Consider the following 12,589-nt stretch of genomic DNA (forward strand, 5'->3'; position numbering starts at 1 on the left):
CTATGAGGAGACGGCTATGAGTGATTCGAACTGGCGGGCCGCGCCGCTGACCTGGGGCCAGGGGCCGCGAACCTTCGAGGTATTTCTGGAGCCTACGTGCCCGTTCTCGGTCAGGGCTTTTCGCAAGCTCAAGCCCTTGCTGGAACTGGCCGGAGAGGATCGGCTTACTGTAAAAGTGCGCCTGCAGTCGCAACCCTGGCATATGTACTCGGGCGTGCTGGTACGTTGCATCCTCGCTGCCTCCACCCTGGAGGGTGGCGCGGACGCTGCCTGGCGGGTAATGGAGGCCATTGCCGATCACCGGGAGGAATTCGAGTTCGAGCACCACGCAACCGGCCCAAACCTGGATGCAACGCCCCACGACATCATCGCCCGGCTGGAAGGCTACAGCGGCGTGACCCTGGCCGCGGCGTTCGCCATCCCGGACCTGGACCGTGAGATCAAGTGGCATTGCAAGTACGCCCGCCAGAACGGCATTCATGTATCGCCCACGTTCATGGTCGACGGGCTGGTGCAGCCGGCACTGAGCAGTGGCGACACGGTAGAGCACTGGCTGGCGCAGCTTAAGCTCGAATGACCGTTAGTGTTTGAACAGCCGGGTATCCAGTGCGAACACCTCGGGAGTTACCGTGGCCAGCGCCGCGCCGGGGTGCAGGGGATTGAACAGGTAGTTGGTGGTGTGTGGCATCACTGCGCTGGGTACCGGCAGTAGCAGCGCCTGTACGCCACGCAGAAAACCATCGCCTACAGCTCGTGTGCGCGCCTGATCCTGCTGCCACCCTGGATCAAGCTCAGGGGCCGGTGCCTGGACTGCTCCGTCCGGGAGCTCTACCCGCAGCAGCTGCAGGCTCTCGGGAAAATCCTCCTGGTCCACTTCAAGATGCACCAGCACTTCCAGCAACGCCCCCGAAGGTGTGCCCGCCAAATACACCACCGGGTGGCCGATCGTATGCCAGCGCCCCCCGGCCATCAGCCCTCCGCGGCCGGTGAGGTCGGCGAACGCGCTGATGCGCCATAGCGTCAAAAGGCAAAGCCTTCAGCCAGCTGCACCAATGCCTCTTCCACTTGGCGGGTACCCTGGATGGTGGAAAGCATGGCAACAGGCGTTTTACCCCCGAAGCGTTCCTTGGGCTTGGTGAGCCAGCGGCGTGCCTTGGCATCGTCCCCGAACAAGGCTTGGGCCATGGCAGCGATGTGAGCGGAGCGAAACAGCCGGTCACTCTCGTCGACAGTCAGCGGCTGGCCTTTGGTAAGGCGGCTTTTGAGTGTTTTCAGCGGGATGATGTGATCACGCTCCAGCGGGCTGATCGTCCCTTCATCGGCCAGCGTTTTAACACGGCTCGCCGGGAAGCCTAGCTCGATCAGCTCATGGATTCGCTGGTCCGACGCGCTGGCTGGAATTTCCAGCAGCGCCTCGAGACGGGTACGGTAGGCGAAGTAGGCAGGTTCGCGCAGGATTTCGGCATGCATGGAGGAGACCCTCGTTGCGGCATTTGCCGAATAGTATCCGGCGAACCCCGGATTTGTTGCAAGGTGAATCTTCCCTACGGGCACTGATCGTTAGCGATTTCCAGGGCTGGCCTGGGCCATCACGGCGCCCAGATGTCCACGTCGCTGGCTTTCACAGGCTCAGGCAGCAACCCGGCCGCAAAGAACGCATCCGCGATGCGCTGCTGCTCTCCCAGTTCGCTGGCGGTAACCGGCTGCACCTGGTAACTGCGTTTGGCATTGGCCGCTTCAACCGTGTCCGCGTCCAGGTTGCCCCACAACGGCCCCAACACTTCGGCGGCCTCGCGCGGGTGAGCCTTGACCCATGCCCCGGCATTCACAAGTTGCCCGTACACCAGTTTCAATACATCCGGGTGCGCCTTCGCATACGGGGTGCTGGTCAGGTAGTAGCGCTTATAGCTCGCCAGGCCTTCGCCATCGGCCAGGGTGCGGGTAGGGAGCTGGCGCTGAACGCCGCTGAGGAAGGGCTCCCATGTCACCCAGGCATCCACCTTGTGGTTCTCGAAGGCAGCACGGCCGTCCGCGGGCGAGAGGTAAGCAGGCTTGATGTCAGAGAATTGCAAGCCGGCTTTCTGCAGCGCCGCAATCAACAGGTAATGCGCCCCGGCTGCCTTGGTCACGGCGACGGTTTTGCCCTTGAGGTCTGCCAACGTCTGCAATGGCGAGGCTTGGGGCACCACGATTGCCTGCGCGGAAGGCGAGCGAGCTTCCTGGGCGAAATAAGTCAGCTTGGCATGCGCCGCCTGGGCAAACACCGGGACGGTATCCGCCACATCCGCGCTGATATCGACGTTGCCCACGTTAAGGGCTTCGAGCAACGGCAACCCGCTGGGGAATTCATGCCAGCTGACGTCGATATCCTTCTCGGCCAAAGCCTTGTCCAGCGTGCCGCGGCTTTTGAGCAAGGCAATGAGCGTGGAGGATTTCTGATACCCGATACGTACGGTCTCCCGGGCTTGAGCCTGGGTAACAGCCCCCAGCGCTGCCACGGAAATCAAGGCGGCCATGGCGGTAAAACGAAAAAAATTGGGCATAGTGCACTCGGTGTTGGACGGTTGGGCGAAGCGGCAACGAGCGCAATGCTAAAGCCCCTGAAAAAGCGGGATAAATACTTTGTGCGCATAAGCTTACGCCCAACCGTGCATGCAACCTGGCGAGCGCCCGGGAACCTGCCGAGGCACAGGTCCCCAGCCCAGCCATGCATCAACCGATGTCGCTGGCCTGGTGCCGCTCGGGCACCTGCTCGGCCTCGTCGCCCCATACGCGGTTCACCCGGCGCCCACGGATCACCGCAGGCCGCTGAGCGATTTCGTTCGCCCAGCGCAGTACGTGCGTGTACTCCTGCACGGCGAGAAATTCGCCCGCGGAATAAAGGTTGCCCCGCACCAGTTCACCGTACCAGGGCCACACGGCGATGTCGGCGATGGTGTAGGTGCTACCGGCCAGGTACGGTTGCTCGGCGAGGCGGCGATTCAATACGTCAAGTTGGCGTTTCGCCTCCATGGTGAAGCGGTCGATCGGGTACTGCATTTTCTCCGGCGCGTAGGCATAAAAATGCCCGAAGCCGCCACCCAGGTACGGCGCGGCACCCATTTGCCAGAACAGCCAGTTGAGGGTTTCTGCGCGGCCGGCGGGGTCGGCTGGCAAAAAGGCCCCGAACTTCTCGGCCAGGTGCAGCAGGATCGAACCGGATTCGAACACCCGGACAGGCGCCTCACCGCTGTGGTCAACCAGCGCGGGGATCTTGGAGTTAGGGTTGATGTCCACGAACCCACTGCCAAACTGGTCGCCCTCGGAGATGCGGATCAGCCACGCGTCGTACTCCGCGCCGGTATGGCCCAGGGCAAGCAGCTCTTCCAGCAGCACGGTGACTTTCACGCCATTGGGCGTGGCCATGGAGTACAGCTGCAACGGGTGCTTGCCTACGGGCAGGGGTTTGTCATGGGTAGGGCCAGCGATGGGGCGGTTGATGCTGGCAAACTGGCCGCCAGACGGCGCCTCGTGTTTCCAGACCTTGGGTGGAACGTACGCGGTGTCGCTCATGGGTAACCTCCAGGGGTTCGATAGCCGGTAGGGTGGCACTAGCGTATCAGGCAGCGTTGCCACCCAGTTCGTTCTTCAGGAAATCGAGAAACGCGCGAGTTTTCATCGGCACCCGGCGCGCGGTGGGGTACACGGCGTTGATGGAGATCGGCGGTGCCTGCCACTCGCACATCATGGCCACCAGGCTACCGCGGCCCAACGCCTGCTCCACAATAAACGTAGGCAGCAGGGCAATGCCCATCCCGGCCTCGGCGGCCTGGGCCAGCAGGTCCCCGTTGTTGGCATGCAGCGGGCCGGTTACATGCACGTTCTGGGTTTCCCGCCCGTTGGTCAACTGCAAGGTGACGCCGCTTTGCAGGTAGCCATAGTTCAGGAACGCATGGCCGGCCAGGTCCCTGGGGTGCAGCGGCGTGCCGGTGCGTTCCAGATAATCAGGGGAGGCCACCAGCACCCGCGGCGCAGGCGCCAACTGGCGCGCTACCAGCGAGGAGTCCGCAAGGCTGGCGATGCGGATGGTCACATCGAAGCCGCCCTTGATCGGGTCGACTTGCTGGTCACTGAGCACCAGCTGCAGCTCCAGCCGAGGGTGCAGCGCATGAAAGCGGGGCAGCAGCGCCCCCAGCTGGGTGAGCCCGAACGACATCGGCGCGTTCACCCGCAGCACCCCTTGCACTTCGGCCAGGCCACTGCGCGCGCGCTGCTCGGCTTCATCGAGCGAGGCGATCAATTCGCGGCAGGCTTCGTAGTATTCGGCGCCGGCTTCGGTCAGGTGCAGGCTACGGGTGGTTCGCAGCAGAAGCTGTACCCCAAGGTTTTCCTCCAGTGCCTGAATCTGCTTGCTCACCTTTGAACGGGGAACGCGCATGGCCCGGGCCGCTGCGGCAAAACCGTTGGCATCCACGGTTGAAACAAAAGCGCGCATGCATTCAATACGGTCCATCAACACTGTCCCTAAACTGGAATCAATAAGTCCTGATTCTAGGGAATTGTTGCTCCGCTGCGCTAGCCCTAAAGTACACCCATGCCGCGGCGATCACCCGAAACCGCCCTGGCGCCTCATCACTATAAGGAGATACTCAATGACCCTGTTGCGCAAAAGCCTCACCGCCACCGTACTCGCCCTGTCCATTGGCAGCGCTTTCGCCGCTGAGCCCGATGCCATTGCGAATCAGCGTACCCAGGCCTTCCTCAATGCCCTGAATGCAGGCGGCGGCAAGCCGCTGGAGCAGCTGTCGCCCAAGGATGCCCGCGCCGTACTGACTGGCGCGCAGAATTCCGTGAAGGTGGACCTGAGCGGCACGGAGGTGAGCGAGCGTCGTATCGAGGCCAGCGGCCAGTCGATCAAGCTGACCGTGGTAAGGCCGGCCGGTGTCAAAGGGGCGCTGCCCGTGTTCATGTTCTTCCACGGTGGCGGCTGGGTGCTGGGCGACTACCCGACCCATGCGCGGCTGATCCATGACCTGGTGGTGGGCTCTGGCGCGGTAGCGGTGTATGTGGACTACACCCCCTCGCCCGAAGCGCATTTCCCTACGGCCATCAACCAGGCCTATGCGGCCACGCGCTGGGTAGCCGAGCACGGCCGCGAGATCAACGTGGACGGCAGCCGCCTGGCGGTCGCAGGTAACAGCGTGGGCGGCAACATGGCTGCGGTGGTAAGCCTGATGGCCAAGGAACAGGGCACACCGAAGCTGCGCTTCCAGGCGCTGCTGTGGCCGGTGACCGATGCCAGCTTCGACACCGGCTCCTATCAGCAATACGCTGAAGGGCATTTCCTCACCCGCAACATGATGAAGTGGTTCTGGGACAGCTACACCACCGACGCTGCTCAACGCGCCGACATCCACGCTTCGCCCCTGCGTGCTACCACCGAACAGCTCAAGGGCCTGCCGCCTGCGCTGGTACAAACCGCGGCCCTGGACGTGTTGCGTGATGAAGGCGAGGCCTATGCTCGCAAGCTGGACGCCGCCGGGGTGCCGGTTACCGCCGTGCGCTACAACGGCATGATCCATGACTACGGGCTGCTCAACCCCTTGAGCGACGTGCCAGAAGTACAGGCTGCAATGCGCCAGGCTGCAAACGAGCTCAAAGCCCACCTTTGAGTGGCCTTCGAGCGGCAAGCCATAAGCTGCAAGCTGCAAGCTGAGGGGGCTTGGCTTGCGGCTTGCAGCTCCAGTGGCTATGGTCGCGGGCCGATCATTTGCCAGGAGCTGTTGCCTGATGCCCGCCAACACTTACCAACCCAACCCTGACCTGCTGGCTTACGCACAGCAGGGGCGCGCCAGTTACCGGGGAATGATCCCGAGGGCCGGCGTGCCGGACCCGGTGGCCGAAGTGCGGGACATGGACATCCCGGTGGCGCATCTGCAGCAGGCCTTGGCAGCCAGGTTGTACGTGCCTTCTACCCCTCCATCCGAACCTTGCAGGCCCGTGGTGTTGTTCCTCCATGGCGGGGGCTTCATCTGCGGGGATCTCGACACCCACGACGTCATGCTCCGCGCGCTGGCCAATCGCAGCGGCGCATTGGTAATGTCACTGGCGTACCGGCTGGCCCCCGAGGCGCCCTTTCCGGCAGCGCTGGAGGATACGTTCGCTGCGCTGACCTGGCTCAAAGCCAACGCTCAGGAACTGGGGGGTGACCCACAACGCCTGATCGTGTGCGGCGACAGCGCTGGTGGCAACCTGGCGGCGGCGGTGTGCCTGCTGGCCCGGGAGCGGGGCGGGCCAGGCATTGCCGGGCAAGTGTTGTTCTATCCCAACCTTGACGGCATCGGCGACACCGCTTCCTGGGCTGCGTTGGGTGACCGGTATTTCCCCACCCGGGCGGCGATGGAGCTCACGCTGCAGTGCTACGTGCCAGGCCCGGCGCAGCAGCGACATGACCCTCTGGTGGCGCCGCTGCGGGGAGCCCTGCATGGCTTGCCACCTGCATTGGTGATCAGCGCCGGGCTGGACCCCCTCAAGGATGAAGGCCGCGCGTACGCGCTGAAGCTGCAAGAGGCAGGGGTTGCTGCGCAGGAGACGCTGTACCCGGAGGTGGAACACGGCTTCGTGCAGTTTTTCAAGGAAGCCTGCAACGGCCGCATGGGCGAACAGGCATTGGACCAGGCGGCCGCGTTCGTGAAAGCTTGCCGCTGACGGTAGGCCTCACGAGGCACCCGCTGGGGTCAGCTGCTCCTGTTTTGCGCTTGAAGAAAGATGGAAAACAGCTCGGACTGCGATTTGATGCCAAGCTTGCTGTACATGTGCTTCTTGTGAACCCGCACGGTTTCCGCGGAAATGTCCAGCTTGCGGGCAATTTCCTTGCTGGAGCAGCCGCTGAGCATCAGCCGGCCCACGTCCAGTTCCCGCGCGGTGAGCTGGGCGCCGCGGCTCTGTTGCACCGACGCTTCCAGCCGGTCTCGCCAGCTGTCTGCGCAGGGCACGGGAGCGGCCAATAGGGCAGCCGGCTCACTCACCTCGAAGGGCATTCGCTGTCGCAACAGTGCAACTACCCATGGGTGGATCATTGCCAGCAAGGCGATCTGTTCAGGGCTGAAGCGTTGTGTACAGCCCAATGAAAGGCACAGGGTGCGGTCCGGGTCCAGTTGGCAGTTGAATTGCACCTCGTCGGCGACCACGTTCAGGCAGAAGTAACGCTGGTAGTACTCCGTCAGTTCAAAGTGTTCGGGCGCCACCTCGGCCAGGCGGAACAGGCCACTGTGGGGGCGCTCCCGGCTGGCGATATAGAAGGGGTCCAGCAGGTACAGGCCATGGAGGTAATCCTGGAACAGTTCGTCGGGGCTGCCATCCTGCGCAGGGCACTCGGCGAACACCAACGGGCGCTCGGCACTGCTGAATTGCAGCGCAACCCAGCTATCGAAGGGCACGTGCTGTTGAATCAGCCGCACCAGTTGTGCCCAGAAGTTCGGGCGGTCCAGGCCCTCGATCAATTGCGCGATCGAGCGGTGCCATGCCATGTCCTGAAGCGTGACTGTCATCGTTCTACCCCTGATGGGTTACCCCAGCTGCGGAATACCCCCTGGCCCGCGCTGATGCGCATACTGCCCGCACAGCCGCCCGCCGGCCAGCATTTTGCGGCGGGCAAGCACAAGAACCTTGAGGAGCACCCATGAAGGTCGAACTCGCCCAACTCGCAGGGCAGGACAACGATACCGCCCACAACCTTGCCCAGGCCTTGCGGGCGATTGCTGAATGCAGCGCTGGCACACAGCTGATCGTTTTCCCGGAAACGCACTTGATGGGGTTTCCGTCCCGGGAAACCGTAGCGCACGTGGCTGAACCGCTGGATGGCCCCACGGTGGCTGCCGTGCAAGCCGCCGCCCGGGAACGCGGGGTTTCGGTAGTGATTGGCCTGGCGGAAAGCGACAAGGGCCAGTTCTATAACACCACAGTGCTGATCACCCCTGAAGGCATTGCACTGCGCTATCGCAAAACCCACCTGTGGGCGTCCGACCGTGGGGTTTTCAGCGCCGGCGACCGCTTCGCCACCTGCCTGTGGAATGGCGTGCGGGTAGGCCTGTTGATCTGTTACGACATCGAGTTCCCGGAATCGGCCCGGGCCCTGGCCCAGCTGGGGGCTGAGCTTATCATTGTCACCAACGGCAACATGGACCCTTACGGCCCGGTACATCGCACCGCGATCATGGCGCGGGCTCAGGAAAATCAGGCCTTTGCGCTGATGGTCAATCGGGTAGGCGAAGGAGATGGAGCGCTGGTGTTCGCCGGCGGCAGCGCAGTGGTCGACCCGTTCGGCACGCTGCTCCATGAAGCCGGCCGCGACCAGACGTGCTTCGCGGTGGAGCTGGACGTCGCGCAACTGGCCGCGGCGCGCCGGGACTACCGCTACCTGCACGACCAGCGGCTGCGGCTGCCAGGGCAGGTGATCGAGCATCCCGGCGGCCTTCGTGAGTTGCTGATCCCCCAGGCATAACCGCTTTTCTCAGAACAAGAACGTTTGTTGCGCCGTACTTTACCTCTGCCATAAAACCTATAAATCCGGAGTGGTCGCTCATGGCTCGTTTGCAACGTACCCTTTCACTGGGGGCGGTGGTGCTGTTCGGCATCGCTTACATGACCCCTATCATTGTGCTCGGCACCTTCGGCATTCTTGCCCAGGCGACCGATGGCCAGGTGCCAGCAGCCTACCTGGCTGCGCTGATTGCCATGTTCTTTACTGCGATGAGCTATGGCCGTATGGCCGCGGCGTTTCCCGTGGCGGGCTCGGCCTACAGTTATGTGCGCAAGGCCATCAGCCCCAGGCTGGGCTTTATCGCAGGCTGGGCTGTGCTGCTCGACTACCTGTTCCTGCCCATGGCGATCTGGCTGATTGGCGCGGCTTACCTGGGCTCGGCATTTCCGTCGGTGCCGCAACCGGTGTGGGTGCTGGCGTTCATCGTGGTCACCAGTGCGATCAATATCGTTGGCTTGAAGCTGGCCAATACCGTCAATGCCTTGCTCATGCTGGTGCAGTTCCTGGTGCTGGCAGCCTTCGTGGCCTTGTGTATCCACTATATAGGCGGTGATGGGCATACGCCGCTGTGGTCCTTGGCGCCTTTCACCAGCGGCAATCTGCAAATGCCGCTCATCATGAGCGGCGCGGCCATTGCCTGTTACTCCTTCCTGGGCTTCGACGCGGTCAGTACCCTGACCGAAGAAACGCGCGACCCGCGCCGCACCATCCCCAGGGCCATCATGCTGATCACGCTGGCGGGCGGGTTGATATTCGTGGGGGTGTCGTACTTCGTCCAACTGGCCCATCCGGGCGCACAGTTCGAGAACATCGACGCCGCGGCTTACGAGATCGCCCGGAACATCGGAGGCGACGTGTTCGTCTCGGTCTTTTTGATTGGCCTGGTGGTGGGGCAGTTCGCTTCGGGGTTATCGGCGCAGGCCAGTGGCTCCCGGCTGCTGTATGCCATGGGCCGCGATGGTGTGCTGCCGGCATCGGTGTTCGGCAGGCTGAGCGAGCGCTTCGGTACGCCGGTCAGCAGCATCCTGCTGTGCGCGGTAGTGGCGTTGCTGGCACTGAAGCTGGACGTGACCACTTCCACGTCGTTCATCAATTTCGGCGCGTTCCTGGCGTTCAGCCTGGTGAACCTGTCGGTGATCTTCCATTACTGGATAGGTGGCACCCGCCGCGGCGCTCGAGAAGCGGTGCTGTTCCTGCTGTGCCCATTGATCGGGCTGGTAGCGGACCTGTGGCTCATGGTAAGCCTCGACCGCGCCGCGATAATTCTGGGCATAAGCTGGCTGGTGCTAGGCTGTGGCTGGCTGGCGTGGCTCACGGGCGGGTTCCGTCGGCAGCCGCCGGAAATGGACTTCCAGGAAGCGACCTGACCCCCGGGCCCACGGTTTTGAGGCACATCGGCGGCCATCAGCTACCGTAAACCCACGCGCACCGTTCGACTCGTAACCCATCCTTCACCACGAACGCCAGGCGCGACGGGAGAAGCACATGGCTACGTTTGACGTGAAAGACTATGGCGCGGTGGGCGATGGCGTAACGGATGACACCGCGGCGATCCAGGCGGCCATCGACGCCGCGGGCGTGAACGGGGGCGACGTCTACATCGGCCCGGGCACCTATGTAGTGTCCCCGGGTGCCAGCGGTCGCTGCCTTGTGTTAGGCGATAACACCCGGCTGACAGGCGCCGGCATTGGCGCAAGCATCATCGAACTGGCCGACGATGCAGCGGGTGCCACGGCACTGGTGTTCAACAACGGCGACAACGCCGGCGCCAGCGAGCTGACCCTTGATGGCAACCGGGAAAACAACACAGGCACGGTCAATGGCTGGGTGAGCGGCAACCACGACAACGTGACGATCGCGGCCGTTGAAGTGCGCGAGGCCAGTGGTGTGGGCTTCGACCTGCGTACCACGGGCTCGTTTCTGGTCAGCAATGCCGAGGCCCGCCTCAACAGCCAGGACGGTATGCTTGCCGAGGGCCAGGCCGAGGGTGTGATTCAGGATTCACTGGCCTTTGGCAACGGTGCGGCGGGTTTCCATCTGGCCGGCGACCTCAAGCTGCTGGACAGCGACGCCGTGGGTAACGGCCAGGACGGCGTTCTGCTGTATGAAACCGACGGTGCCACCAATGCCTTGCTGGTCGACGGTGGCAATGTGCAGGGCAATGGAGGCGAAGGCATACACACGCTGCAAGTGGACGGCTACACCGTGCGGGGCGTAGAGGTGTTCGAGAACACCAATTACGGCATCGAAAGCGACGGCTCGCGCAACGGCGTGATCGACCTGAACATCGTTCATGACAACGCTCAGGATGAATTTTCCGGGGTCGAAATCAACATCGATGGCTGGAACGGCAACGAAACGATCACGGCGATCAATATTGCAGCGACCCACAACCTGGTATACGGCGGCCGCTACGCCTATTACGGCATCGCCGAAGGCTACCAGGTGGGCCACGACAACCTGATTGCCGACAACATCGTGACCCATTCGGTGGCGCCCATCGTGGCGGCCGGGGAAGACAGCGTGGCCCGTGGTAATGCCCCTTGGGTGATTCGCTACGGTACCGACAGCGCCGACCGCCTTGGCGCGACCATAGTACGGGACCAGTTGCACGGCGGCCTTGGCAACGATCGCCTCGAAGGCGGGAAGGGCGAGGATGTGCTGGACGGTGGTCGGGGCGCCGATGTGCTCACCGGAGGCGCGGACGCCGACGTGTTTCGGTTCACCCTGGCAAGCGACAGCTATCGGGACGGTACCGCGAGCCATGCTGACCGCATCACCGATTTCAACCTGAGCGAGGACCGGCTCGACCTCACCGCGCTGGGGTTCAGCACCTTGGGTAACGGTCATGGCGATACGCTGCGGCTGGTGTACGACGCCACACGGGACGTGACCTACCTGAAAAACCTCGACGCAGACACCGACGGTAATCGGTTCGAACTGGTATTGCAGGGTGACCTGTCTGGCTTTACTGCTGCCAACCTGCAGGGCGAGCAGAGCGGAACAGGGGCCGCAGATACCCTCAATGGTGCCAACACGGCGGAAACCTTCCATGGCGACACAGGGCGCGACCGCATTCTGGCCCAAGGCGGGGACGACCTGCTTTACGGCGATGCCGGCGGCGATACACTCACCGGCGGCGCCGGGGCCGATACCTTTGTGTATAGCCAGTTGAGCGACAGCCTGCGGGCGAACGTGGCCAATGGCACCCAGGGTCGAGATACCTTGGTGGATTTCAGCGCCACCGCAGGTGATCAGATCGATGTCTCTGCCTTGGGCTTTACTGGGTTGGGCGATGGCCATGGCACTACCCTCAAACTGGTGACCAGCGCGGACGGCACGAAAACCGTGCTCAAATCCCTGGACAGCGATGCCAGTGGCTTGCACTTCGAAGTGTTGCTGCAGGGCGTGCAAAAAGCCTCACTGGCAGATACCAGCATCGTGTTCGCCCACGATTACGGCAGCCGGCCCAGCACGGTGCCCGATTGGCTGGACAACAATGTGTTTGGAACCTCGGGAGCCGATACCCTGACCGGTACGTCGGCCGATAACGTGCTGCGCGGCGGGGAGGGCAAGGATCGCCTGTTTGGCGGCGTCGGCAACGACACGCTGGTAGGCGGCGGCGGTTCCGACGCGCTGGACGGCGGCACCGGGGATGACACCTTCGTGTACACCCAGGTCAGTGACAGTTACCGGCTTGGGCAGGTGTTCACCGACACCCTGAACAATTTCTCGGCCCACGATGACCGTGTGGACGTTTCTGCGCTCGGTTACACCGGCCTGGGTGATGGCCATGACGGCACGCTTACCTTGGTCGAAGACTCCGGGCGCACCTTCCTGCGCAGCCTGGATGCCGATGCCCAAGGGCGGCTGTTCGAGATCCGCTGGGCCGGAGAGATCGCCAGCTCGTTGAATGCTGATAATTTCGTGTTCGCGCAGCCAGAGCCTACCGCGGACCTCCATTTGCTTGGAGCTGCGGCGCAACCCGCGTAGCAGGCCAGCTTCCTGCGCCGCTGTGTATTGTGCCGTTGCACGCAAGCCTTCAAACTGCGCCTGTCCAGAGGGAGT

At 63.1% G+C, this 12,589-nt stretch carries 12 protein-coding genes; 6 read left to right on the forward strand and 6 right to left on the reverse strand.

From position 1 onward, the window contains the following. The first annotated feature begins 16 nt into the window (after positions 1-16). Positions 17-577 (forward strand): DsbA family protein, encoded by a 561-nt coding sequence (locus tag AC3Z8Y_RS11835; protein WP_490089856.1) that lies wholly within the window; start codon positions 17-19, stop codon positions 575-577. Between the two features lie 3 nt (positions 578-580). Here the strand turns inward: AC3Z8Y_RS11835 and AC3Z8Y_RS11840 are convergent, their stop codons facing one another. The 5 genes from AC3Z8Y_RS11840 to AC3Z8Y_RS11860 all read right to left on the reverse strand — a co-directional run bounded on the left by AC3Z8Y_RS11840 (position 581) and on the right by AC3Z8Y_RS11860 (position 4,492). Then, positions 581-1,024, reverse strand: a complete 444-nt coding sequence (locus AC3Z8Y_RS11840) for an RES family NAD+ phosphorylase (RefSeq protein ID WP_490089857.1) — start codon at positions 1,022-1,024, stop codon at positions 581-583. Further along, positions 1,021-1,470, reverse strand: coding sequence for an Xre family toxin-antitoxin system antitoxin (locus tag AC3Z8Y_RS11845; protein WP_490089858.1), 450 nt, complete (start codon positions 1,468-1,470; stop codon positions 1,021-1,023). Before AC3Z8Y_RS11845 ends, AC3Z8Y_RS11840 begins: the two co-directional genes overlap by 4 nt. Before the next feature lie 119 nt (positions 1,471-1,589). Continuing rightward, positions 1,590-2,516: an aliphatic sulfonate ABC transporter substrate-binding protein gene (locus AC3Z8Y_RS11850; protein ID WP_490089987.1), complete on the reverse strand. Its 927-nt coding sequence runs from the start codon at positions 2,514-2,516 to the stop codon at positions 1,590-1,592. A 196-nt stretch (positions 2,517-2,712) separates the two neighbouring features. Beyond that, positions 2,713-3,552 (reverse strand): glutathione-dependent disulfide-bond oxidoreductase, encoded by an 840-nt coding sequence (gene yghU, locus AC3Z8Y_RS11855; RefSeq protein WP_490089859.1) that lies wholly within the window; start codon positions 3,550-3,552, stop codon positions 2,713-2,715. A 46-nt stretch (positions 3,553-3,598) separates the two neighbouring features. Beyond that, positions 3,599-4,492 (reverse strand): LysR family transcriptional regulator, encoded by an 894-nt coding sequence (locus AC3Z8Y_RS11860; protein WP_490089860.1) that lies wholly within the window; start codon positions 4,490-4,492, stop codon positions 3,599-3,601. 139 nt (positions 4,493-4,631) lie between these two features. Between AC3Z8Y_RS11860 and AC3Z8Y_RS11865 the strand changes: the two genes are divergently transcribed. Beyond that, a complete protein-coding gene (locus AC3Z8Y_RS11865) occupies positions 4,632-5,651 on the forward strand; it encodes an alpha/beta hydrolase (protein WP_490089861.1) in 1,020 nt (339 codons plus the stop codon). A 118-nt stretch (positions 5,652-5,769) separates the two neighbouring features. Further along, positions 5,770-6,687 (forward strand): alpha/beta hydrolase, encoded by a 918-nt coding sequence (locus tag AC3Z8Y_RS11870; RefSeq protein WP_490089862.1) that lies wholly within the window; start codon positions 5,770-5,772, stop codon positions 6,685-6,687. 29 nt (positions 6,688-6,716) lie between these two features. Here the strand turns inward: AC3Z8Y_RS11870 and AC3Z8Y_RS11875 are convergent, their stop codons facing one another. Then, positions 6,717-7,529, reverse strand: a complete 813-nt coding sequence (locus tag AC3Z8Y_RS11875) for a helix-turn-helix transcriptional regulator (RefSeq protein WP_490089863.1) — start codon at positions 7,527-7,529, stop codon at positions 6,717-6,719. A gap of 131 nt (positions 7,530-7,660) precedes the next feature. On the opposite strand from AC3Z8Y_RS11875, the gene AC3Z8Y_RS11880 reads away from it, so the two are divergent. The 3 genes from AC3Z8Y_RS11880 (at position 7,661) to AC3Z8Y_RS11890 (ending at position 12,514) form a co-directional block, all read left to right on the forward strand. Further along, positions 7,661-8,482, forward strand: coding sequence for a carbon-nitrogen hydrolase family protein (locus AC3Z8Y_RS11880; protein WP_490089864.1), 822 nt, complete (start codon positions 7,661-7,663; stop codon positions 8,480-8,482). Between the two features lie 80 nt (positions 8,483-8,562). Then, positions 8,563-9,888 (forward strand): APC family permease, encoded by a 1,326-nt coding sequence (locus AC3Z8Y_RS11885; RefSeq protein WP_490089865.1) that lies wholly within the window; start codon positions 8,563-8,565, stop codon positions 9,886-9,888. Positions 9,889-10,006: 118 nt separating this feature from the next. Continuing rightward, positions 10,007-12,514 carry a M10 family metallopeptidase C-terminal domain-containing protein gene (locus AC3Z8Y_RS11890; RefSeq protein ID WP_490089866.1) on the forward strand — a complete coding sequence of 836 codons (2,508 nt, stop codon included), beginning with the start codon at positions 10,007-10,009 and terminating at the stop codon, positions 12,512-12,514. The last annotated feature ends 75 nt before the right edge of the window (positions 12,515-12,589 follow it).

It is taken from the genome of Pseudomonas sp. 3MAES_34.3B (assembly GCF_058145875.1).